The 22,135-nt window shown below is 73.3% G+C and carries 21 protein-coding genes; 14 read left to right on the forward strand and 7 right to left on the reverse strand.

Translation table 11 applies throughout. The features are described 5' to 3' along the window. Nucleotides 1-125: 125 nt before the first annotated feature. The 3 genes from FHU37_RS24535 to FHU37_RS24545 all read left to right on the forward strand — a co-directional run bounded on the left by FHU37_RS24535 (nucleotide 126) and on the right by FHU37_RS24545 (nucleotide 5,328). Nucleotides 126-1,262, forward strand: coding sequence for an ATP-binding protein (locus FHU37_RS24535; protein ID WP_179816844.1), 1,137 nt, complete (start codon nucleotides 126-128; stop codon nucleotides 1,260-1,262). Next, the gene (locus FHU37_RS24540) at nucleotides 1,259-4,030 is read left to right on the forward strand and encodes a DUF5682 family protein (protein WP_246451275.1); all 2,772 of its coding nucleotides are present in this window, start codon (nucleotides 1,259-1,261) and stop codon (nucleotides 4,028-4,030) included. The genes FHU37_RS24535 and FHU37_RS24540 overlap by 4 nt, the downstream gene beginning before the upstream one ends. Nucleotides 4,031-4,158: 128 nt before the next feature. After that, on the forward strand, nucleotides 4,159-5,328 hold the full coding sequence (locus tag FHU37_RS24545; protein WP_246451419.1) for a VWA domain-containing protein: 1,170 nt from the start codon (nucleotides 4,159-4,161) through the stop codon (nucleotides 5,326-5,328). A gap of 97 nt (nucleotides 5,329-5,425) precedes the next feature. Here the strand turns inward: FHU37_RS24545 and FHU37_RS24550 are convergent, their stop codons facing one another. After that, on the reverse strand, nucleotides 5,426-6,397 hold the full coding sequence (locus tag FHU37_RS24550) for an ABC transporter substrate-binding protein (RefSeq protein ID WP_312892837.1): 972 nt from the start codon (nucleotides 6,395-6,397) through the stop codon (nucleotides 5,426-5,428). 255 nt (nucleotides 6,398-6,652) lie between these two features. Between FHU37_RS24550 and FHU37_RS24555 the strand changes: the two genes are divergently transcribed. The 3 genes from FHU37_RS24555 to FHU37_RS24565 are packed head-to-tail and all read left to right on the forward strand — an operon-like array spanning nucleotide 6,653 to nucleotide 9,797. Further along, nucleotides 6,653-7,708 carry a FecCD family ABC transporter permease gene (locus FHU37_RS24555; RefSeq protein WP_312892838.1) on the forward strand — a complete coding sequence of 352 codons (1,056 nt, stop codon included), beginning with the start codon at nucleotides 6,653-6,655 and terminating at the stop codon, nucleotides 7,706-7,708. Further along, nucleotides 7,705-8,874 carry a FecCD family ABC transporter permease gene (locus FHU37_RS24560; RefSeq protein WP_179816848.1) on the forward strand — a complete coding sequence of 390 codons (1,170 nt, stop codon included), beginning with the start codon at nucleotides 7,705-7,707 and terminating at the stop codon, nucleotides 8,872-8,874. Before FHU37_RS24555 ends, FHU37_RS24560 begins: the two co-directional genes overlap by 4 nt. Nucleotides 8,875-8,876: 2 nt before the next feature. After that, complete coding sequence (locus tag FHU37_RS24565; RefSeq protein WP_376774053.1) at nucleotides 8,877-9,797, forward strand: ABC transporter ATP-binding protein; 921 nt, start codon at nucleotides 8,877-8,879, stop codon at nucleotides 9,795-9,797. On the opposite strand, the gene FHU37_RS24570 is transcribed toward FHU37_RS24565, so the two are convergent. After that, nucleotides 9,701-10,966 carry an FAD-dependent monooxygenase gene (locus FHU37_RS24570; protein WP_179816849.1) on the reverse strand — a complete coding sequence of 422 codons (1,266 nt, stop codon included), beginning with the start codon at nucleotides 10,964-10,966 and terminating at the stop codon, nucleotides 9,701-9,703. The two genes, FHU37_RS24565 and FHU37_RS24570, sit on opposite strands and share 97 nt — an antisense overlap. Nucleotides 10,967-11,108: 142 nt before the next feature. Here FHU37_RS24570 and FHU37_RS24575 point away from each other — a divergent pair, with 142 nt between their 5' ends. Beyond that, nucleotides 11,109-11,759 carry a TetR/AcrR family transcriptional regulator gene (locus FHU37_RS24575; RefSeq protein ID WP_179816850.1) on the forward strand — a complete coding sequence of 217 codons (651 nt, stop codon included), beginning with the start codon at nucleotides 11,109-11,111 and terminating at the stop codon, nucleotides 11,757-11,759. 11 nt (nucleotides 11,760-11,770) lie between these two features. Here FHU37_RS24575 and FHU37_RS24580 read toward each other — a convergent pair whose 3' ends face one another. The 3 genes from FHU37_RS24580 to FHU37_RS24590 form a co-directional block, all read right to left on the reverse strand. Then, on the reverse strand, nucleotides 11,771-12,646 hold the full coding sequence (locus FHU37_RS24580; RefSeq protein WP_179816851.1) for a phosphatase PAP2 family protein: 876 nt from the start codon (nucleotides 12,644-12,646) through the stop codon (nucleotides 11,771-11,773). Between the two features lie 398 nt (nucleotides 12,647-13,044). Continuing rightward, nucleotides 13,045-13,251 carry a DUF397 domain-containing protein gene (locus FHU37_RS24585; RefSeq protein WP_179816852.1) on the reverse strand — a complete coding sequence of 69 codons (207 nt, stop codon included), beginning with the start codon at nucleotides 13,249-13,251 and terminating at the stop codon, nucleotides 13,045-13,047. A 3-nt stretch (nucleotides 13,252-13,254) separates the two neighbouring features. After that, complete coding sequence (locus FHU37_RS24590; RefSeq protein WP_179816853.1) at nucleotides 13,255-14,115, reverse strand: helix-turn-helix domain-containing protein; 861 nt, start codon at nucleotides 14,113-14,115, stop codon at nucleotides 13,255-13,257. 175 nt (nucleotides 14,116-14,290) lie between these two features. Between FHU37_RS24590 and FHU37_RS24595 the strand changes: the two genes are divergently transcribed. The 5 genes from FHU37_RS24595 (at nucleotide 14,291) to FHU37_RS24610 (ending at nucleotide 18,145) form a co-directional block, all read left to right on the forward strand. After that, nucleotides 14,291-15,010 (forward strand): ATP-binding protein, encoded by a 720-nt coding sequence (locus FHU37_RS24595; protein ID WP_179816854.1) that lies wholly within the window; start codon nucleotides 14,291-14,293, stop codon nucleotides 15,008-15,010. 174 nt (nucleotides 15,011-15,184) lie between these two features. Then, on the forward strand, nucleotides 15,185-15,406 hold the full coding sequence (locus FHU37_RS28650) for a hypothetical protein (protein ID WP_246451276.1): 222 nt from the start codon (nucleotides 15,185-15,187) through the stop codon (nucleotides 15,404-15,406). Further along, nucleotides 15,390-15,905: a DUF6879 family protein gene (locus FHU37_RS24600; protein WP_376774055.1), complete on the forward strand. Its 516-nt coding sequence runs from the start codon at nucleotides 15,390-15,392 to the stop codon at nucleotides 15,903-15,905. Before FHU37_RS28650 ends, FHU37_RS24600 begins: the two co-directional genes overlap by 17 nt. Next, a complete protein-coding gene (locus FHU37_RS24605; RefSeq protein ID WP_179816855.1) occupies nucleotides 15,902-16,741 on the forward strand; it encodes a helix-turn-helix domain-containing protein in 840 nt (279 codons plus the stop codon). Before FHU37_RS24600 ends, FHU37_RS24605 begins: the two co-directional genes overlap by 4 nt. A 219-nt stretch (nucleotides 16,742-16,960) precedes the next feature. Then, nucleotides 16,961-18,145, forward strand: coding sequence for a methyltransferase domain-containing protein (locus tag FHU37_RS24610; RefSeq protein ID WP_312892839.1), 1,185 nt, complete (start codon nucleotides 16,961-16,963; stop codon nucleotides 18,143-18,145). Nucleotide 18,146: 1 nt separating this feature from the next. On the opposite strand, the gene FHU37_RS24615 is transcribed toward FHU37_RS24610, so the two are convergent. After that, nucleotides 18,147-19,382, reverse strand: coding sequence for a glycosyltransferase (locus FHU37_RS24615; protein WP_312892893.1), 1,236 nt, complete (start codon nucleotides 19,380-19,382; stop codon nucleotides 18,147-18,149). A gap of 157 nt (nucleotides 19,383-19,539) precedes the next feature. Then, nucleotides 19,540-20,451 carry a hypothetical protein gene (locus FHU37_RS24620; protein WP_179816857.1) on the reverse strand — a complete coding sequence of 304 codons (912 nt, stop codon included), beginning with the start codon at nucleotides 20,449-20,451 and terminating at the stop codon, nucleotides 19,540-19,542. Between the two features lie 134 nt (nucleotides 20,452-20,585). On the opposite strand from FHU37_RS24620, the gene FHU37_RS24625 reads away from it, so the two are divergent. After that, a complete protein-coding gene (locus FHU37_RS24625) occupies nucleotides 20,586-21,053 on the forward strand; it encodes a MarR family winged helix-turn-helix transcriptional regulator (protein ID WP_312892840.1) in 468 nt (155 codons plus the stop codon). Between the two features lie 131 nt (nucleotides 21,054-21,184). Then, on the forward strand, nucleotides 21,185-22,132 hold the full coding sequence (locus tag FHU37_RS24630) for a TIGR04222 domain-containing membrane protein (RefSeq protein WP_179816858.1): 948 nt from the start codon (nucleotides 21,185-21,187) through the stop codon (nucleotides 22,130-22,132). Nucleotides 22,133-22,135 lie beyond the last annotated feature (3 nt).

Consider the following 22,135-nt stretch of genomic DNA (forward strand, 5'->3'; position numbering starts at 1 on the left):
CCCCGGGTGTCAGTGGCGGCGGGCATGGTGGATACCAGACCGAGCGGCACGGCGGACGGCAGTCCGGCGGAGCCTCACAGATCGGTCACGCCACGTCTGTTGACGCCCCGAGGGGGAGTAACGCCATGTCCACCGCCGCCACCGACCTCGACGCCCCCGGCACCGGCTCCGCCGCGCCGGCGCCGGCCCTGCGCCCGCACGCCGAGCAGGCGTTCGCCGAGGAGCTGGCCGCGCTCGCCGCCGCCGACGACCGCCCCCGCCCGGCCCGCTGGAAGATGTCCCCGTGGGCCGTGGCCACCTACCTGCTCGGCGGCACCCTCCCCGACGGCACCGAGATCACCCCCAAGTACATCGGCCCGCGCCGGGTCATCGAGGTCGCCGTCACCACCCTGGCCACCGACCGGGCCCTGCTGCTCCTCGGCGTCCCCGGCACCGCCAAGACGTGGGTGTCCGAGCACCTCGCGGCGGCCGTCAGCGGCGACTCCACCCTGCTGGTCCAGGGCACCGCCGGCACCCCGGAGGAGGCCATCCGCTACGGCTGGAACTACGCCCAGCTGCTCACCAAGGGCCCGAGCCGGGACGCCCTGGTGCCCAGCCCGGTGATGCGGGCCATGGCCGAGGGCGGCATCGCCCGCGTCGAGGAGCTGACCCGCATCCCGGCCGACGTGCAGGACACCCTGATCACCATCCTGTCCGAGAAGACGCTGCCGGTGCCGGAGCTCGGCGAGGAGGTGCAGGCCGTCCGCGGCTTCAACCTGATAGCCACCGCCAACGACCGCGACCGCGGCGTCAACGACCTCTCCAGCGCGCTGCGCCGCCGCTTCAACACGGTCGTGCTGCCGCTGCCGGGCAGCGTGGAGGACGAGGTGGACATCGTCTCCCGCCGCGTCGAGCAACTCGGCCGCTCGCTGGACCTGCCGCGGCTCCCGGACGGCTTCGAGGAGATCCGCCGGGTGGTGACCGTCTTCCGCGAGCTGCGCGACGGCGTGACGGCGGACGGCCGCACCAAGGTGAAGTCCCCCTCCGGCACGCTCTCCACCGCCGAGGCCATCTCGGTGGTCACCGCCGGGCTGGCGCTGGCCGCGCACTTCGGCGACGGAGTGCTGCGCCCGTCGGACGTCGCGGCCGGCATCCAGGGCGCCGTCGTCCGTGACCCGTCCGCCGACACCCAGATCTGGCACGAGTACCTGGAGACGGTCGTCCGCGAGCGCGACGGCTGGAAGGACTTCTACCGCGCCTGCCGCGAGGTGCCGGCCCGATGACCTCCCAGACCGCATCCGCCAGCGCGCCCGAGGCGGAGGCCGGGGGCGCGGCGGGGGCCGCCGAGGGCGGCTCCGGGGCGAAGGGCCGCCCCCGCGCCGCCGGCACGAGCAGGACTCCCCGCGGCACGGCCTCCCGCACCGCCGCGTCCCGCACCACCGCCCCGAAGGGCGTGGAGTTCTTCGGCATCCGCCACCACGGGCCGGGCTCGGCGCGCAACCTGCGCGACGCGCTCGCCGCCTGGCAGCCCGACATCGTGCTGGTCGAGGGCCCCGGCGAGGCGGACGAGTTGCTGCCCCTCGCCGGCCACCCCGACATGGTCCCGCCCGTCGCCCTGCTCGCCCAGCCGGCCGACGACCCCGCGCAGGCGGCGTTCTGGCCGCTCGCCGAGTTCTCCCCGGAGTGGGTCGCGCTGCGGCACGCGGCCGGGCGCGGCATCCCGGTCCGGTTCATCGACCTGCCGGCCGCGCACACCTTCGCCCTGGCCCGGCAGCGCGCGGAGCGCCGCCGCCAGGAGGCGGCCGAGGCCGCGGAGGCCGCGGAGGCCGCCGAACGGTCTGCCGCCCCCGAGGAGCAGGCCACCGAGCAGGCCACCGCACAGCCGTCCAGCACGCAGCCGTCGGGCACGCAGCCGTCGTCCGCCGAGCCGGAGGGCCCGGGCGGACCGGAGCGGTACCTGGCGACCGACCCCATCGCCGCCCTGGCCGCCGCCGCCGGCTGCGAGGACGCCGAGCAGTGGTGGGAGGACGTCGTCGAGCACCGCTTCGCCGGCGCCACCCCCACCCGGTCCGCCGCGGGCGAGGGGGCCGCGGCGGACCGGGACGGGGCGGCCCCGGACGCGGCGGCCGGCGGCGACCCGCTGGCCACCGTCCTGGCCCCGTTCCGCGCCGTCGCCGAGGCCATGGCCGCGCTGCGCGAGGGCGAGACCCTCCCGGAGCCGGCCGGCGCGGACGCCGCCACCGGCTCCGCCCGGGACGCCGACGAGCGGACCGACGCGCTGCGCGAGGCGTGGATGCGCCTGCGGATCCGGGACGCCGTCAAGGAGGGGCACAGCCGCATCGCCGTGGTCTGCGGCGCCTGGCACGTGCCCGCCCTCGCCCGGATGCCGGCCGTCAGCGCCGACCGCGCGCTGGTCAAGGGCCTGCCGAAGATCCGCACCGGCGTCACCTGGGTGCCCTGGACGCACCGCCGGCTCACCGTGGACGGCGGCTACGGCGCCGGCATCGAGTCCCCCGGCTGGTACCACCACCTGTTCACCGCGCCGGACCGGCCGGTGGCCCGCTGGATGACCAAGGTCGCCGGGCTGCTCCGCGAGGAGGACATCGCCGTCTCCTCCGCGCACGTCATCGAGGCCGTGCGGCTCGCCGAGACCCTGGCCGTGATGCGCGGGCGCCCGCTGCCCGGGCTGGAGGAGGCCACCGACGCCGTCCGCGCCGTGATGTGCGACGGATCCGACGTGCCGCTCGCCCTCGTCCGGGACCGCCTGGTGATCGGCGACGCGCTCGGCGGCGTGCCCGACGAGGCGCCCGCCGTCCCGCTCCAGCAGGACCTCACCCGCTGGCAGCGCCGCCTCCGCTTGCTCCCGCAGGCCGACGGCAAGGACCTCGAACTCGACCTGCGCCGGGAGACCGACCAGCTGCGCAGCCGGCTGCTGCACCGCCTGCGGCTGCTGGACGTCGACTGGGGCACGCCCACCCACTCGCGCGGCTCCACCGGCACCTTCCGGGAGACCTGGCGGCTGCACTGGCGCCCCGAACTCGCCGTCTCGGTCGCCGAAGCGGCGGTGTGGGGCAGCACCGTGGAGACGGCCGCCACGGCCAGGGTGCGGGACCGGGCCACCCGCTCCGGCGACCTCGCCGACGTCACCGCGCTGGCCGAGCAGTGCCTGCTGGCCGACCTGCCCGAGGCGCTGGACACCGTCATCCAGGCGCTCACCGACCTGGCGGCCCTGGACACCGACGCCGGCCAGCTGGCCGAGGCACTGCCCGCGCTGGTCCGCTCGCTCCGCTACGGCGACGTGCGCGGCACCGACGCCGACGCGCTGCGCCGGGTGGCCCGCGGCATCGCGGTGCGGCTGTGCGTCGCGCTGCCGCCGGCCTGCACCGGGCTCGACGCCCGTGCCGCGGCCGGCCTGCGCGCCCACGTGGACCGCGCGCACGACGCCATCGGCCTGCTCGGCGAGCCGGACCTGTCCGACAGCTGGGCCGCGGCGCTGCTGCGGATCGCCGACCGGGCCCCGGTCAGCACCGGTGTCCCCGGGGGTCCGGCCGGCGGGGCGTCCGGCGCGGGGGCCGGCGGCATCCCGGGCCTGCTGCGCGGGCGGGCCGTGCGCCTGCTGCTGGACTCCGAGCGGGTCGACGCCGACGGCGCGGCGCGGCGGATGCGGCTCGCCCTCGCCCCCGCGGCCGCGCCCGACGACGCGGCCGGCTGGGCGGAGGGCTTCCTCTCCGGCGGCGGCCTGCTGCTGGTGCACGACCCGCACCTGCTGCGGCTGCTCGACTCCTGGCTCGCGGGCCTGAACGAACAGGCCTTCATCGACCTGCTGCCAGTGCTGCGCCGCACCTTCGCCGGCTTCGCCCAGGGCGAGCGGCGCAGCATCGGGGACCGGGTCGCCGGCTTCGGCGACCGGGGCGGGGCCGGTGCCGGGGCGCCGGGGGGCGCCACCGGCCCGGCGGCCGCCGCCGACACCCTGCCCGAGGACCCGGCCGTGCTGGCCCTCGCCGACACCGTCCTGCCCACCCTCGAACTTCTCCTCGGAGTGCCCCGATGACCACCACCGCCGACACCTCCTCGGCAGCGCCGGAGCCCGGGGCGGAGCCCCGTCCACAGGCTGTGGACACCGGCTCCGGGATCGACGCGGCCGGGATCGACGCTGCGGGCATCGACGAGGCGGAGCGGATGCGGCGCTGGCGCCTGGTGCTCGGCGGGGCCGCCGCCGAGCAGTGCCCGAGCAACCTCAGCCGGGCCGACGCCGCCATGGACGCCGCCCTCGCGGCGCTCTACGAGGCCGGTGAGGGCGGGGCCGGTGGGCGCCGGGGCAGGCGCGGCGGCAGCGGCGACCCCGACGGCAGCGGCGAGCGGAGCGCGAGCCTGTCCGGCTCGGCGCCCGCGGTGGTGCGCTGGCTCGGCGACATCCGGGAGTACTTCCCGAGCAGCGTGGTGCGGATGATGCAGCAGGACGCCATCGAGCGGCTGCGGCTCGACCAGCTGCTGCTGGAGCCGGAGATGCTCCAGGCCGTCGAACCGGACGTCAACCTGGTCGCCACCCTGGTCTCACTGCACCGGGCGATGCCGGAGACCACCCGCACCACGGCCCGCCAGGTCGTCGACGGCGTGGTCAAGCAGCTGGAGCGGCGGCTGGCCGACCACACCCGCTCGGTGATCGGCGGCGCGCTGGACCGCTCGGCGCGCACCTCCCGGCCCCGGCACGCGGACATCGACTGGAACCGCACCATCCTGGCGAACCTGAAGAACTACCTGCCGGAGTACGGCACGGTCGTGCCGGAGCGGCTGGTGGGGTACGCCCGGGCGCAGCGGTCGACGAAGAAGGACATCATCCTGTGCATCGACCAGTCCGGGTCGATGGCGGAGTCGGTGGTGTACTCGGCGATCTTCGGCGCGGTGCTGGCCTCGATGAAGGCGGTGTCGACCCGCCTGGTGGTGTTCGACACCTCGATCGTGGACCTCACCGACCAGATCGACGACCCGGTGGACGTGCTCTTCGGCACCCGGCTGGGCGGGGGCACCGACATCAACCGGGCGCTGGCCTACTGCCAGTCGAAGATCACCCGGCCGGCGGACACCGTGGTGGTGCTGATCAGCGACCTCTACGAGGGCGGGATCCGCAACGAGATGCTGCGCCGGGTGGCGGAGATGAAGGCGGCGGGGGTGCAGTTCGTGGCACTGCTGGCGCTGTCGGACTCCGGCGCCCCGGCCTACGACCGGCAGCACGCGGCGGCGCTGGCGGCCCTGGGCGCCCCGGCCTTCGCCTGCACCCCGGACCTCTTCCCGGACGTGATGGCGGCGGCCATCGACAAGCGCCCCATCCCGGTGCCCGAGACGGCGTGACGCCCCCGCCACGGGCGCGACGCGAACACGACGCGCCCCCGCCCCGACCGGTGCCCGGTCGGGGCGGGGGCGCGGTGCGCACGGCGCGTGGGGGGGACTACTTCGCCGGGTCGACGCCGAAGGCCTCGGCCATGTCGTCGAGCACGAACTCGGCGCCCTGCAGCGAGACGGAGGTCATCCAGGTGGCGTCGTCCACCTCGAAGACGTGGTCGTTCTGCACGGCGTTCAGCCGCTCCCACAGCGGGTTGGCCAGGAACTGCTCCCGCCGCTCCTCGCCGCCGCTGAAGGTGGTCATGAAGATGTAGTCGGCGTCCGCCTGCTGGATCTGCTCCTCGCTGATCTCGATGTTGAACTCCTCGGGATCGCGCTGGTTCTCCGGGCGGGCGATGCCCATGTCCTCCAGGATGATCCCGACGAAGGTCTTCGGCAGGTAGATGCGGGTCGGGCCGTCCACGAAGCGGACGATGGAGACCGTCGGGTCGCCGGCCGCGGCGTTGATGGCGTCGCCGACCGCCTTGGCGCGCTCCTCGTAGGCGGCGAGCTCCTCGGCGGCCTTGTCCTCCTCGCCGAGGGCCTCGCCGAGCAGCGTGATGTTCTCCTTCCAGATCGGGCCGGTGGTCTCCACGAAGACGGTCGGCGCGATGGCGGAGAGCTGGTCGTAGAGGGCGTCGTGGCGGACCGTCGCGGAGACGATCAGGTCGGGCTGGAGCGAGGCGATGGCCTCCAGGTTGGGGTTGTCCAGCGGCCCGACGTCCATGGTGTCCTTCACCGCGTCGCCGAGGTAGTCCGGGAAACCGGACTGGTCGCGGTAGGAGCCGATGCCGCCGACGAGCGGGGCCTCCAGCGCGATGACCGCCTCCACCAGGCTGTTGTCCAGGGCCACCACCCGCTCCGGCTTGGCCGGGATCTCGGTGGTGCCCTTGTGGTGCTCGATGGTGCGGGGGAAGGCGGCGGCGCTGTCGCCGGCCGCGGCGCTGGCGGAGCTCTCCGCCGGGGCACCGCCGGAGTCGGAGGAGCCGCAGGCGGTGAGCCCGGCGGCCACGCTGGCGGTCAGGAGGAGAGCGCCCACGCGGCTGACCCAGCGGCGTCGGGGATTCCGGCTCATTGTGTTCTCTCCGTGGGGGACATGAGGGAGAAGCAGGGACAGCCGGGGATGTCCGGCTTGTCGGCGCTTGTCGGGATCGCGTAAAGATTAGCCTTGCCTAAGTATTTGTCAATCGCGTCTTGCCCGGTGGATGGCCGTGGATGGCCGCCGGATGGCCGCCGCCGTCCGCCTGGTGAGGCAGGGTGACAAAAACGACAAGGCATGCCTTACCTTACGGACGTGCCTGTGACGCTCGAAGCCGCGACAAAGCCGGCCCATCACCCCCCGCCGCACCGCGCCGCCTGGGCGCGGCCCGCCCTGCTGCTCGGGCTGCTCGTCGCGCTCGCCGCCGCGGTCTTCGCGTCGCTGGCGATCGGCACGAAGGCGGTGCCGATGGCCGACGTCCTGGCCGCGCTGGGCGGCAGCGACGCCGGGGACGCGGTGGTGGTCCGGGAACTGCGGATGCCGCGCACCCTGCTCGGGCTGCTGGTCGGCCTGGCCCTGGGCGTGGCGGGGGCCGTCGCCCAGGACATCACCCGCAACCCGCTCGGCGATCCCGGCCTGCTCGGCATCAGCGCCGGCGGGGCCTTCGCGGTGGCGGCCAGCATCGGCCTGCTGGGGCTCACCGGCCCCCTGGAGTACGTGTGGTTCGGCTTCCTCGGCGCGGCCCTGGCCGGCGCCCTGGCCTACCTGGTCGGCGGCACCGGGCGCGGCGGCTCCACCCCGGCGAAGCTGGCCCTGGCCGGAGCGGCCGTCACCTTCCTGCTGGACGGGTTCACCAGCGCCCTGGTGCTGCTCAACGTCCGCACCCTGGACCAGTACCGCTACTGGGCCGTCGGCTCGCTGGCCGGCCGCGACGGCGAGGTGGGGCTGCTCCTGCTGCCGTTCGTCGCCGCCGGCCTGCTGCTCGCCCTGGCGATCAGCAGCCGGCTGAACGCGCTGGCGCTCGGCGACGACGTCGCCACCTCGCTCGGCACCCGGGTCGGGCTGACCCGCGGCCTCGGTGCGCTCGCGGTGATCCTGCTCACCGGCGCGGCGGTCGCCGCGGCCGGCCCGATCACCTTCGTCGGACTGGTCGTCCCACACGCGGTGCGCGCCTTCATCGGCCCGGACGCCCGCTGGCTGATCCCCTGCTCGGGCCTGGCCGGCGGCACGCTGGTGCTGGCCGCCGACGTGGTCGGCCGGATGGTCGCCCGCCCCGGCGAACTGGAGGTCGGCGTGGTGACCGCGCTGGTGGGCGCCCCCTTCCTGATCGCGCTGGTCAAGCGCGGCAAGCTCAAGGAGCACAGCCGGTGAGTCAGACGACGTCCACGGGCCGGCCGAAGGACGCGCCCCAGCCCCAACCCTCTTCCCAGGCCCAGCCCCAGCCCCAGCCGCGGCCCCGTCTCCGGCAGGCGGGCTGGACGGCCCGGCCGCTGCGGCTGGAGGCCGGGCCGATCGGGGTGAGCGCCCGGCCGCGGGTGGTGGCGGCGGTGCTCGCGCTGGCCGCCGTGGTCTTCGCCGGGCTGGTCGCCTCCGTCTCGCTGGGGCAGTTCGCCATCCCGGCGGGCGACGTCGTCCGCTCGCTGTTCGGCGGCGGGCCGGAGCAGGCCGACCTGATCGTCCACCAGCTGCGGCTGCCGCGCGCCCTGACCGCCGTGCTGGTCGGGCTGGCGTTCGGGCTGGCCGGGGCGGTCTTCCAGGCCGTCACCCGCAACCCGCTGGCCAGCCCGGACCTCATCGGCATCTCGGCCGGTGCCAGCGTCGGCGGCGTGGGCGTGGTGCTGCTCGCGGGCGTCACCGCCGCCGGCGCCGGCTCCTACGCGGCCGTGCCGTTCGGGGCGCTGGTCGGCGCCCTGGCCGCCGCCGCGGTGATCTACCTGATGGCGTACCGCGGCGGCGCCATCACCGGCTACCGGTTCGTCGTGGTCGGCCTCGCCATGCAGGGCGCGCTGACCGCGCTGAACCGGTGGATGCTGGCCCGCGCCGACATCGACCAGGCCGGGCGCGCCATGGTGTGGCTGACCGGGAGCCTCAACGGCCGCGGCTACGAGCACGTCCGCTGGGTGGGGCTGGCGCTGCTGGTGCTGGTCCCGCTGACGCTCGCGCTCATCCGGCCGTACCAGCTCCTCCAGTACGACGACGACACCGCGCTGGGCCTCGGCATGCCGATCCGGCGTGCCCGGATCGCCCTGCTGACCCTCGGCGTGGCGCTGGCCGCCGCGGCCACCGCCGCCGCCGGGCCGATCTCCTTCGTCGCGCTGGCGTCCGCGCAGATCGCCCGGCGGATCACCGGCACCGGCCCGATCCCGCTGGTCACCAGCGGCCTGGTGGGCGCGGCCCTGCTGCTGGTGGCGGACCTGGCCGGCCGACTGCTCTTCGCGCCGATCGAACTGCCGGTCGGCATCGTCACGGGCGTGATCGGAGCCCCGTACCTGATGTGGCTGCTCGCCCGGGCGAACCGGGCCGGAAAGGGAGGCTGACCGTGACCGCCGCGACGACCGGATCGACCGACGCGACCACCCCGAACGACCGCTCGGCCGGGAGGGTCTCGGCGACCGGGCAGGACCCGGCGTCCGGCCCGGAGGCGGGCACCGCCGCGTTGCGCGGCGACGGCCTGCGGCTGGCCTACGGCGACCGGATCGTCGCCGACGGCCTCGACCTGGAGATCCCCGCCGGCCAGGTGACCGCCCTGGTCGGCCCGAACGCCTGCGGCAAGTCCACCGCCCTGCGCGCCCTGGCCCGACTGCTGAAGCCGGCCGCCGGCGCCGTCTACCTGGACGGCGAGCGGATCGCCGACCTGGCCGGCCGCGACCTGGCCCGCCGTCTCGCCCTGCTGCCGCAGACCCCGACCGCCCCGGACGGCATCACCGTGCGCGACCTGGTGGCCCGGGGCCGCACCCCGCACCAGCGGTGGTGGCGCCAGTGGTCCTCCGCCGACGACCGGGTGGTGGACGCCGCCCTGGAGGCCACTGGTGTCGCCGCGCTGGCCGCCCGCTCGGTGGACGAGCTGTCCGGCGGGCAGCGCCAGCGGGTGTGGATCGCCATGACGCTGGCCCAGGACACCTCGCTGCTGCTGCTCGACGAGCCCACCACCTACCTCGACCTGGCCCACCAGGTGGACGTGCTGGAGCTGGTCACCGAGCTCAACCGGGCCGACGGGCGCACCGTCGTCATGGTGCTGCACGAGCTCAACCACGCCTGCCGGTACGCCGACCACCTGATCGCGATGCGCGACGGGCGGGTGGTCGCCGCCGGTCCGCCCGGCGAGATCGTGACGGCGGAGCTGGTGCGGGAGGTGTTCGGGCTTCAGGCGGTGGTGATCGACTGCCCGGTGGCCGGAACCCCGCTGGTGGTGCCGGTCAGCGGTCGCCGGGAGCGCGGGGAGGGCGCGGCGGCCGGGTAGTCCGGCAGGGTGATCGCCTCGGCCGCCCTGGTGGCCATCTTGGCGATCAGCCCCTTCCACGGCACGTGCGGCAGCGTGCCCCAGATCAGGTCGCGCTGCCAGATGTGGCGGCGCCTGGCCGGCACCATGAAGCGGTCGGCGCCCTCGCCCTGCTTCTGGCAGACGGTCACATAGGGGCGCATCCGCTCCTCGTAGCGGGCGAAGGCGGCGGCGTGGTTGCCCCGGGCCGCCGCCATCTCGCCGGCCAGCACGTACGCCCCGACCACGGCCAGCCCGGTGCCCATGCCGCCCGGGCCGGGGGCGTAGCCGGCGTCGCCGAGCAGCACCACGCGTCCGCGCGAGTAGCGGTCGACGCGGATCTGGCTGGTGGAGTCGAAGTAGAAGTCCGGGGCGTCCCACATGGCCTCCAGCAGCCGGGGCACCTCCCAGCCCTCCCCGGCGAAGCGTTCGGCGACCTGCCGCCGGGCCCACTCGGTGTCGTGGTGGTCGTAGGCCAGCGGCGCGGAGGCGAAGTACAGCGCCACCGTCGCGCGTGCCGCGTCCCGGGCGCTGGAGACGTTGGCGGACTTGCCGGGGACGCTGTACATGATCCCGGTGTGGTCCAGGCCGAGGTGGTTCCCGGTGCTGAAGACCGCGTGGTACATGCCCAGCTCGCGGCGGTAGGCCGACTCCGGGCCGAAGGCGAGCCGGCGGACCCCGGAGTGCACGCCGTCGGCACCGACCACCAGGTCGAAGGTGCGCGGGGCGCCGTGCCGGAAGGTGACGTGGGCGCCGGCGGCGTCCTCGGTGATCGAGGTGATCCAGTCGCCGAAGACGTACTCGGCGTCCTCGGAGGTCGCCTCGTACAGGATGCGGGCGAGGTCGCCGCGCAGGATCTCCACCTCGCCGCTGGCGATCTCGGACGGCAGGCTGGTGCGCCGCCGCCCCCGGGCGTCGATCACGGTGACCTCGCCCATGTGGGTCTGCTGGCGCCGGATCTCCTCCAGGACGCCCATCCGCTCCAGCACGCCCATCTGCGGCCGGCCGCGGAAGTCGACCGCCTGGCCGCCCTCGCGCAGCGCACCGGCGCGCTCCACGACCGTGACGTCGAAGCCGTACCGGACCAGCCAGTGGGCCAGCGCGGGGCCGGCGACGCTGGCGCCGGAGATGAGGACACGTCGTCCGTTCATGAGGCTTTTCCCCCTGTTTGTCGCGTGGTTCGCGTCAGTGGTTGCCGCTGTCTGGGCACGACCATAGCCAGGATTTGGGCGCTTGCACAAGACGGACGTCTTAGGCATGCGCCTAAGACGTCTGCTCGGGTAGTCTCCGGGCATGGGAAATCGCGAGGACCTGCTGGCCGGCGCCCGGCGCTGCCTGATCGAGAAGGGGTACGGGCGGACCACCGTCCGCGACATCGTGGCGGCGGCCGGAGGCGTCTCCATGGCCGCCATCGGCTACCACTTCGGCTCCCGGGAGGCGCTGCTGAACGCGGCGCTGATGCAGGCGCTGGACGAGTGGGGCGAGGAGGTCGGCCGGGTGCTGGCCGAGGCCGAGTCTCCTGATCAGGCCAGCCCGGCGGAGCGGGCCGAGGCGATGTGGCAGCGGATGATCGACACCTTCGCCACCCACCGCTCGCTCTGGCTGGCCAGCGTCGAGGCGTTCGTGCAGGCGGAGCACTCGCCCGAGCTGCGGGAGCAGATCGCCGCCGGTCAGCGGGAGGGGCGGCGCGGGATGGCGGCCTCGGTGAGCGGGCTGGAGGAGGGGAGCGTGCCGGAGCGGACGGTGCGCACGCTCGGCTCGGTGCAGCTGGCGCTGTTCTCCGGGGTGATGCTCCAGTGGCTGGGGGACCCGGAGCACGCGCCGAGCGGGGCGGAGGTCGTGGAGGGGCTGCGCGCCCTGATGGAGGGCATGACGGGGCGGCCCGCCGATTCGGCGACGGAGTCGGCGGGCGAGTCGGGGACCGCTGCGGGGGAGGCGGGTTAGCGGCGCACGGGTCAGCGCCGGCCGGGGGAGGACATCCCGGCGCGCTGTTCCGGCAGGCAGGCGTCGGGCGCCGTCTCACCGGGGTCGCCGGTCAGCGGCGGCGGCCACGTCCGGGTCCGGGTCCGGGGCCGGGTCCGTCTGCGCCCGGACCACCAGGCGCGCAGGGCGGCGTGGGTCCAGTTGATGCCCGGGGTGCTGATGGGGAGGGCGAGCATCACCAGGATGCCGGCGATCCAGCCGGCGAGGACGTCGGAGATCCAGTGGGTGCCGAGGTAGACGGTGGTCATGCCGACGCCGAAGGCGGCAGCGGCCGCGACGGCGGCGAGGGTCCGGCGGTTGCGGTGGGCGAGGTAGGCGAGGACTCCCCAGGTGACCACCGCGTTGGCGGTGTGGCCGGAGGGGAAGATGTCGCCGCCGGAGAACATCTCGGGGGAGCCGATGTCGTCAGTCTGCCGGGGGCCGAGGCGGCCGAGGCCGTACTTGACGGCGCCCACGCTGACGTTGAGCAGGAGGAGTGCCCACAGGAGGGTGAGGAGGGGGCGGGCGTCGCGGGTGCGGTGCCAGCGCCACAGCATTATCAGGATGACGATGGCGGCGGTGGGGCCGCGCTGGCCGGCGAGGACGAGCACTTCGAGGGCGGGCTGCCACTCGGGCCAGTGGTGCCAGGGGCGGAAGAGCTTGATCCGCCAGTCGAGGGTGACCAGCGGGGAGTCGACCTGCACGGCGATGACGATGGCCGCGTAGGAGACGAGAGAGAGTGCGACGGCCCAGCGCCACCAGAGGGGGGTTCGGGCGAGGACGTGGCGCGGGGGCGGGGGTGGTGGGGGAGGCGTCCACGATCTGGGGAGCCGTGCGGGGGTGTCCGGCTTTCCGTTCGGGTTCGTCATGACCACCCCGCCAGTCCACCACGCGGGCATGGTCGGGGGACGACCGGGCTGTGGAGCGGACCTCCTCGATGGTGGATGAGCATCACGACCTCAACGACCTCCCCCAGGATGTTCCCCGGGCACGACGCTGGGCGCCCGTTCGGGGGCGCCCAGTACAGATAACTGTCCGGAGGGTGGTGGGTTCAGTCCGGGCAGTCGATGTGGCGGCACAGTGTCATCAAGAAGAACGGTGCGTCGCCAGCCTGGGTGCCTGGGGGCGGAATCATCCGATCCGGTTGTTTTTGGTGGATGAGAGGGGAATCGGAGGTTAAGGGGAGGTGGCGTCAAGGGGAACAAGCGTGCGCCGGGCCTGCCTCGTTGGAGGAAGGCCCGGCGCACGGGGGTAGAGAGGGGGTGGATCAGCGCGGGTCGAATTCCCCCTTTCGGGCGCCGTCCAGGAAGCAGGCCCACTCGTGCGAGGTGAAGACGTGCGGGGGTTTGCTGCGGTCCTTGGAGTCACGGAGGGCTACGGACCCGTCGTCAAGGAACGCGACCTCTACGCAGTTCTTGTTGTCGCTGGCGGAGGCGGTGAACCAGCGGGCGTTGCTCAGGTTCGGCGTGGGCATCCGTCACACATCCTTAGCTGCTGCCTTGATCATCTGGAGGGACTCGTCCCCATCAAGGGCCTTCGCACGTAGCCGGTCGAACGTGTCGGCCGCCTGGCGGACCTCGGCAGACTTCTCCAGGTAGAGGTTGCCTCCCGGCCCGTCGATGTAGACGACGTCCTTGTCAGCATCAGACAGGAACTCGATCAGTGTGAAGGCGCCAGAGAGACCAGGGTGCCATCCCTTGGAGAACGGCAGCACCTGCAAATCCACGCAAGGGCGCTCCGCCTCCCTGAGCAGCCGCTGGAGCTGTGCTCTCATCACCTCGCGACCTCCGATTGGACGCCGCAGTATGGCCTCGTCGATGATGGTCCACAGCTTCAGGGGCTCCGGAGTGCGATCCAGAAGCCGCTGCCGCTCACAGCGCAGGGCTACCAGGCGATCGACGCTCTCGCCGTCCATCCCGGGGTTCACCTGCCGGATGAGCGTGCGGGCGTAGTCCTCCGTCTGCAACAGGCCATGGAGGACGGTGACCGAGAAGGCTCGGAGGCTCGCGGCATCGGCCTCCAGACCCACGTAGGTCTCGAAGCCAGTTGGCAGCACGTCCTCGTATTGAGCCCACCAACCGCGCTCCCGAGCCTGACGGGTCAGCGTGAGCAACGCCTCTCGCTGCTCGGGGTCATGCAGTCCGTACAAGTCCAGCATCGCGCGTACGTCGATCACTCGCGCCGTGAGGTTGCCCCGCTCGATCCGGTTGATCTTCGCTTCGCTGATCTCCAGGCTGCGGGCGACGTCCTTGGTGGTCAGTCCTGCCGCGTCACGGAGGCGTCTCAGTTCGAGCCCCAGCCGGCGGCGCCTGACCGTGGGGCTCTGGGGGTTGCTCATCCGACCACCTTCTTCATCGTCCTGGCATCCTCTCGCGGACCACCGCGCGCCCCGCTGACCCGGCGTCACTCGCCCGTGTGAAATCCACGAATGGCGTTCAGGAGGTAAATTTACACGCTACGGTGTAGCCGTTCAGCAACAGTCCGTGCCCGCCGTGGACATGGAGGTCTCCCCCGTGCCTGTCACGACCTCTCACCCCTCCCTCTTCGACCAGGCCCAGCCCCGCCGGGGACGCCTCGGCTCCGCCCTCCTCACCGTGGCCGGAGACGACCGCGCCCCCTCCTCCCTCCGCCGCTTCACCCGCCAGGCCCTCACCCGCTGGCGACTCCACCACCCCGACACCCTCGACACCGCCGAGCTCACCGTCTCCGAACTGGCCACCAACAGCGTCCGCCACGCCACCAGCCCCTACCTCACCTGCTGTCTGTGGCCCACCTCCTCCCACCTCTTCATCGAGATCCACGAATCCACCCCCACCCCCGACCTCCTCCGCCCCCTCCCGCACCCCGCCCCCGAACTCCGCAACCCCACCCCCACCTGCGAGAGCGGCCGCGGCCTCCTCCTCGTCGAACACCTCGCCGCCGGGTGGGGAGTCACCACCCCGCCCGCCGGGTCCCGCACCGTCTGGGCCGCCCTCACCCGGCGACCCGCCATCCCCACCCCGCTCCCCCCACACACCCCACCCATCCCATCCCCGCCACCACCCATCCCCGCCCCACCCCCACGCGGAGGCGACATCCTCACCCGCGCCCGCGCGGCCGACCAGACCTACCGCGCCAGCCGCCACCGCCCCGCCGACGCCCTCACCCCCGAAGAACTCCGCGCCCTCGTCGTCCTCCTCCAGGCCTCCCTGGGCGACATGCTCGACCTCCTCTTCGGCCCCCGCCCCACCTGACCGACATGACCAGAAACGCCGCCGCCCGCCCCCGGAGAGGGGCGGGCGGCGGCGGGAGAGATGTTTATGCCGGAAGGGGAATAGTCCAGCGTTCGCGACCTCCGCTCACGCCGAGGCCCCTACGCTCGTCCCGACCGACCTCACCGGAGCAATCCGCATGCAAGGGGGTTCACGATGGCCGACCAGTTGGGCCTCACCCGCCTCACGGGCACGGGGAGCGGAAGTGGTTCGGGGGAGTGCACTGGAGACGACTGTCCGAACGTGTACGCGACCGACCGGAACACCTTCGTGGTACAGGGCGACACGTTCACCGGGTTCGAGCCACCGACGGGGGAGTCCCTCGTAGAGATCCCGGAGCACACCCTGCGGGAGGCCTTCCGTGCGCTTGGATGGTAAGGACTGGCGAGCCTTCTTCGACTCCATGGAGCGCGATGCCTGGCGGCTGGAGACGCACCCCGTCTACACAGTCCCCCAGGAGGAGGACGCCATCCGTCGCTTCCTCGCGGGGCAACCCCTCGAACCGTCGGACGCCGCCGCGTGGATCGAACGTGTCAAGGGTTTCCGAAACACCGGACGCACCGTTGGCAGGGTCCACGTCCTCACTCGCCCGCTGACGGACTACCTCAGGTTCGAGTTCGCGCACTATCATCACAACGTGGCCGCTGGAGAGGACGTCAGGATCCTCGACCTGACCGACCGCGACAACCCGGGACTCCCCGAGCAGGACTTCTGGCTGTTCGACGAAAGCAAGGTGGTTCTGATGAACTACCGCCCTGACGGAACGCAGATCAGCCGTGAACTCATCGATGGGGATCCCACTCCATACGTCGAATGGAAGCGGTTGGCGGTGGCGCACTCGGTACCGTTCGCGGAGTATGTGAAAGAACACGGGTGACACTGGAGCCGGAGCAACTGGGGAAGTCCCGAACCGACCTGGGGAGAATGCTCCGAGAGCTACGCGGGCGAGCCGGTCTCAGCGGAGACCGGCTCGCTCGGCGTTGCGCGATGTCCCAGAGCACCATCAGCAAGATCGAGACAGGGAGAAAGACTCCCAGTCTCGTGGAGGTCGAGCGTATCCTGCGGGCGCTCGGTGCTCCCCCCGACTACGCCGACGAAGTAATGGCACTCGCCCGGGTCGCCAACACCGAGTGGCAGGTGAGCCGGGAACTGTGGCGCAGAGGCCTGGAGAAAAGGCAGGCCGAGCTTGCCGCGCTGGAAGCCGGGGCGACGCAGCTCAGATACTTCCTTCCGGCCATGGTCACCGGTCTGCTCGCCATACCGGAGTACGTCCGCGCGAGCCTCGAATACTCGCCGGGCGACGTCAGCAAGACCGTCGCGCGTAAGCTGGAGCGGCAGGCGGTGCTCTACGACACGGCGAAGTCTTTCACCTTCCTGCTCACCGAGCAGGCGGTGAAATGGGCCGTGGTGGAGCCCGCCGCGATGTCTGTGCAGATCGATCGGCTGGCCTCGATCTCCCGGCTGCCGAACGTACGCATCGGGCTGATCCCGTACGGCACCCGCATGAGTCGTGGCCCGATGAACACCTTCACCATCTACGACGACCGGCTCGTGACCGTCGAGGTGTTCACCGGCCGCATCGTCTTTCGGGACTCCCGGGATATCGCGGAGCATCTGGAAATTTTCGCCCTCTACGAGCAACGTGCCGTGTTCGGCGAGCAGGCGAGGGAACTTCTGTCCGAATGGGCAGAGATGTACCGGGAGGCAATTTAGTCCGGTACGAGAATATCCTGGAAGAGGGCGGCCGAACAGCCTTAGCGTGGGTTTCCCGCCGGTTGTTGCCTGGCGGTGTCGCGTCACCATCTGCCAAACGGAGGACCGAATGCCCGACGGAGGACACGGGGGTAACCCTGCCCCCATCCAACCGCCGCCGCCCCCGCCACCGCCCTCCCCCGACGGCACCTCGCCGCCCGGTAACGGAGGTCACCGCAAGTGACACGTCCCTCCACTGAGGGAACGGACCGCCCCGGCTTTCCGCTGGGGCGGTTCCTCCTCGACAACGGCTGCCTGACCCGTGACTGGGCCGGCTCCTTCGAGGCCGTGCCCCGCTCGCTCTTCCTGCCCGATTTGATGTGGGCCCACGACATGGCCACCGGCCGGAGCACCGCCCTGAACCGGTATGAGGAGCCCGCCGCGTGGCGGCGGGCGGCGCTGGCCAACGTGCCGATCGTCACCCAGTGGGACGACGGCGAGCACACCGGCACCGCCCCCGGCTCCGTGCCGACGAGTTCGGCCAGCATGCCCTCCGTCGTCGCGTCGATGCTGCGCGACCTCGACGTGAAGCCCGGCATGCGGGTGCTGGAGGTCGGCACCGGCACCGGTTGGAACGCCGGGCTCCTCGCCCACCGCCTCGGCGGCGACCACGTAGTCAGTGTGGAGGTGGACGCCGCCGTCGCCGCCCGGGCCCGTGCCGCCCTCGACCGGGCCGGACTGCACCCGGAGGTCGTCGTGGCCGACGGCCGCGAGGGCTGGCCGCCGGGGGCGCCGTACGACCGGCTGATCGCCACCTGCGGGATCCGCGAGGTACCCGCCCCCTGGCTGGAGCAGGTCCGGCCGGGTGGGCTGATCCTCGCGCCCTGGGGCACCCACTACGCCAACCAGGACGCCGTGCTGCGGCTCACCGTGGCGGCGGACGGAACGGCGTCGGGACGCTTCACCGAACTGGTGGAGTTCATGAAGCTCCGTGCCCACCGGCTCCAGTGGCCGCGTCACGCTGAGTACGCGCCGGAGTTCCCCGGGGGCGCCGACATCTCCCTGGCCACCACGCTGGAACTGGACGACCTCGGCGGCACCTTCGACGCCGCCACCTTCGTCACCGGCCTGGCCGTTTCGGACTGCGCCCACCTGGTTCACCGGCAGAACGAGGAGACCACCACCGCCTGGTTCTACGGCCTCACCGATCGCTCCTGGGCGGCCGTGGTGTTCCGGGGGAAGGAGCCGGCGATCGTGTACCAGTCCGGTGCCCGGCGCCTGGCGAGCGCCGTGGAGCGGGCGATGCGGTGGTGGAACGGGCGGGGGCGGCCGGGCCTGCCGCGCTTCGGCGTGACCGTCACTCCGACCGGCCAGCAGATCCCCTGGCTGGACGAGCCCGGCAGCCCGGTGCCTCGGCAGGTATGACTCACCGGGGCTGGTGGCCCTCGCGGCCCTCTCCACTGGCCGCCTCCAGCAGGAGCTTGGCGGCGACCGTCGCGCCGTCGGTGCGGGTCACTTCGGCTACGGCCTGCGCTCGGGCGCGGGTCTCCGGCTTCAGAACCGTGCCGAGCGCGGCGGACAGGGACTCGAACGTGGGGACCGGCCCGTCGTGGGCCACGCCGATGCCCAGGTCGGCCACCCGGCCCGCCCAGTACGGCTGGTCCGCCGCCTGGGGCACCACCACCTGGGGCGCGCCGGCACGGGTGGCCGTCGTCGTGGTGCCCGCGCCGCCGTGGTGGACGACGGCGGCCACCCGGCCGAACAGCGCCTGGTGGTTCACCTCGCCGACGACGAAGCAGTCGTCCCGCCCGTCCAGCGGGGCCAGCTCGGCCCAGCCCCGCGCCACCACCACCCGGCGGCCCTGCGCGCGGACCGCCGCGACGGCCACCTGGGCGGCGTCCGCCGAAGCGTGCATCGGCATGCTGCCGAAGCCCACGTACACCGGCGGCGCGCCGGCGTCCAGGAACGCCGCCAGATCCTCCGGCAGCGGGCGTTCGTCCGGCGGGAACCAGGCGCCGGTCTGCACGACGTCGAGGTCCGGCGTCGCCCGCCACGGGTCCAGGACCGGGTCCGTCGCCAGCCACGGCCGGTCGCCGACGGCGTAGGCGCGGACGTCGTCCACCGGGGGCAGGCCGTTCGCCACCCGGTTGGAGTTGAGCGCCTCGCCGAACAGCGCGTTGACGGTGCGCGCGTTCAGCTTCCACAGCTCCCGGTTGTCGGTCACCTCCGGCGGGAACGGGTGGCCCGGATACGCCATCGGCGGGTGGTGCGGCGACGGCAGGCTGATCTGCTGGAAGGCCACGGACACCGAGCGGATGCCCAGCTTCTCGGCCACTGACAGCGCGCCGGCCACGGTCGGCAGCATCCCGGTCGCCACCACCACGTCACACCCCTCGGCCGCCGCGGTCACCACGTCGAACTGGGTGGCGATCAGCTCGGCCGCGTACCGGGGGAGGGACGACGGCGGCGGCGCCGCCTTGGTCAGCTCGCGTGCCGACGGGCCGACCGGCACCAGCGGCACGCCGACACCGGCCAGCCGCCGCGCGAAGTCCTCGTCCGGTGGCGCGCACACCCGCACCTCCGCACCGAGCTCCCGCAGCCGCAGCGCGAGGCCCACCAGCGGTTCGACATCCCCGCGCGACCCATACGTCGACACCAGCACACGCACTTCGGGACTCCGATCTCCGCAGGTTTCCGGGCTCGGCGGGCGATTCTGCGGCATGACCGGGGTCTTGCCACAAGCCCCCCGGTGCGCTATACGTTGAGCGTGGCGAGGAGCGGTGATCTCCTTGCCTTCTGTTTTTCCTCGGGGAGTCGGCTCACGGCCTGTGGAGGCTGCCGCCGCCGAGGGCGAATTCGCCGCCGTGTTCGTCGGTCCCGGTCATGACGGAGGCCTGGCGCACGCCGTCCGTGGCGATGGTCCAGGACCTCAGCGTGATGGCGCCGGACTCGGAGCGGGTGCAGGTCTGGATCGGGGGATCCAGCTTGGCGGTGTTCCCGCGGGCCACCAGTGACCACGTGCAGCCGTCCCCCGTCCGGGCGGTGATCCGGTGGCCGTAGTCCCGGCTGATCGTCAGCTCGCCCTGCTCCGCCGAGCGCTCCACGGTCCGCGTGCCGTCGGGCGCGGTGCGGACGGTGGTGCGGACGTTCACCCCTTCCTCCAGGTCGGCCGGGTCGTGGGCCCAGCTGCCGGTGAACTTCGCCGCGGCCCGCGGGTCGTACTCGTCGGCCCGGGTGCGGGTTCCGTCCCGCAGCACGAAGGAGTAGTCCCCCTGCGGGTGGTGGCTGGTGGCGACGATGGTCTCCCGCTCGCGCGCTCCCCCCACCGTGACGGTCCACTGGTGGATGGTGTACGAGACACCCGCGGTGGGGTTGTGGCAGAGCTGGTTCGAGGGGTGCAGTTCGAGCGAGTCGGGGGTGACCCGGAACCTCCAGGTGCACCCGACGTCCGTGCGGCCGACGACCGTGCGGGCGTCCTCCGCGGTGAACACGACGTCGCCGACCTGCGGCACCCGGCTCCGGCCGGGCAGGTCGGACGTCGCGATGTTGGCCATGGTGGCGCGGTCCGGCAGGTCGTAGTTCCACCTGCCGAGGTACTGCTCGACGGCGGCGGGGGCGTCGCCCCGCGCTTCCGCCTGGCTCGGCCAGGGCGCGCCGATGGCCGTCACGGCCAGTAGCAGCAGTAACAGGCCGCCGACACGCCACGTGGTCGCGGGTTTGGGATAGTGCATTCGGTCCTCCCGAGGTACAGGGCTCTTCGGGCCGGGCCGGCCGCGGCGTTCGGAGGCACGCCGGGGCGCGGCACGCCGGGGCGCCCGCAAATAGCTAGATTTTCTAGAGATCAGATTGTCGAGGTAAGTGCGGAGTGTCAAGCGAACAGGCGCGGCTCGTCAGGGAGATCTCGGAACGGCTCAGAAGCACCACCCAGCGCGCCATGCGGATGAACGCCACCGCGGCCGGCGTGATCGGCGTCAACCCCACCGACCTGCAGTGCATCCAGCTGCTCCAGCACGGCCCGCTCACCGCCGGCGAACTCGCGCGCCGGACCGGGCTGACCACCGCGTCCATGACCACCGTCATCGACCGCCTGGAACGGGCCGGGTTCGTGGCCCGCACCCGGGACGCCGCGGACCGCCGCCGCGTCCTGGTCGAGCTCGACGCCGAGCGGGCCGGCTCGGACGTCGCGCCGGTGTTCCTCCCGGTCGTCCAGGCCTGGCGGGAGCTGATGGCCGACTACGACGCCCGCGACCTCCAGCTCATCGCCACCTTCCTCGGCCGGGTCGAGCAGGCCATCGAGGACGCCATCGAGTCGTACCGCGAGGACCGGGAGTAGGCGGGCGGTCCGCGACGCCAGGGGGCGGGATCACGCCAATCGATCGGGGGTTTCGTAACTTCTGTACACGGCTGGGCGAGGCAGCCACAATGCCAGGATGGGTGGGGTGGCGTCACGCGCGGGGGGTCGCGATGGGTGAGCCGTGGGGCCTGACGGGGGCCGATTTCCTGACGTTGTACAGCGGGCTGCTGATCATCTGTGTGACGGGTGTGATGGCCCGTCGGCGTCGCGTCCTGGAGCACTACCAGCTGACCTCCGGGCCGCAACGCCAGCTCGACGTGTACGAGCTGGCGTACCTCGCCGGCGGGCCCGCCCGGGTCGTGGACACGGCCGCCTCCGCGCTGGTCGCGGAGGGGCGGTTACGCGCCCGGCGGGACGGCCGGCTGGCCAGGGTCAGCGGCGCCGGCGGCGGGTACGGGCACGACGTCGAGCGCCTGGTGCACGACAACCTGCTGCCGCACACCGCCACCTCCCTCCAGCGCGTCCGGGAGCGGGCCGTGGCGGACCCGCGGATGGTCGCCATCCGTGACCGGCTGCGCCGGGACGGACTGCTCGTCACCGAACACCAGATCACCCAGGTGCGCCGGCCGGTGCTGGCCCTCGGCATCCCGCTGACCCTCGGCATCGTCCGGCTGGTCAACGCCGCCCGGCTCGGCTACCCGGTCACCCAGCTCGCCGTGGTGCTCTCCCTCACCGTCCTGCTCGCCGCCCTGCTGTGGTGGCCGCCGCACTACACCGAGCACGGGCGTGACCTGCTGCGACGGCTGCGCGAGGCGGGCCCGGCGGAGCGGGCGCCGCGGGCCGTGGCCTTACCCGGGGGCGGTGGCCCGGGCGGTGGCCGCAGCGGTGGCCCGGGCGGTGCGGCGGGCGTGGGCCCGGGGTTCGAGGTCGCGGCGGTGGCGCTGTTCGGGGCCGCCGCCATCACGGAGGCCGGCCTGCGCGGCGCGCTCTTCCCGGCCGGCCGGAAGCCGGACACGGGGGGTGACGGCGGCGGGAACGGCTCGGGCGCCGACGGCGTCTGTGGGGGTGACGGCGGCTGCGGCGGGGCCTGCGGCGGCTGCGGCGGCTGCGGCGGCTGAGAC

It is taken from the genome of Allostreptomyces psammosilenae, assembly GCF_013407765.1.
Lineage (GTDB): Bacteria > Actinomycetota > Actinomycetes > Streptomycetales > Streptomycetaceae > Allostreptomyces > Allostreptomyces psammosilenae.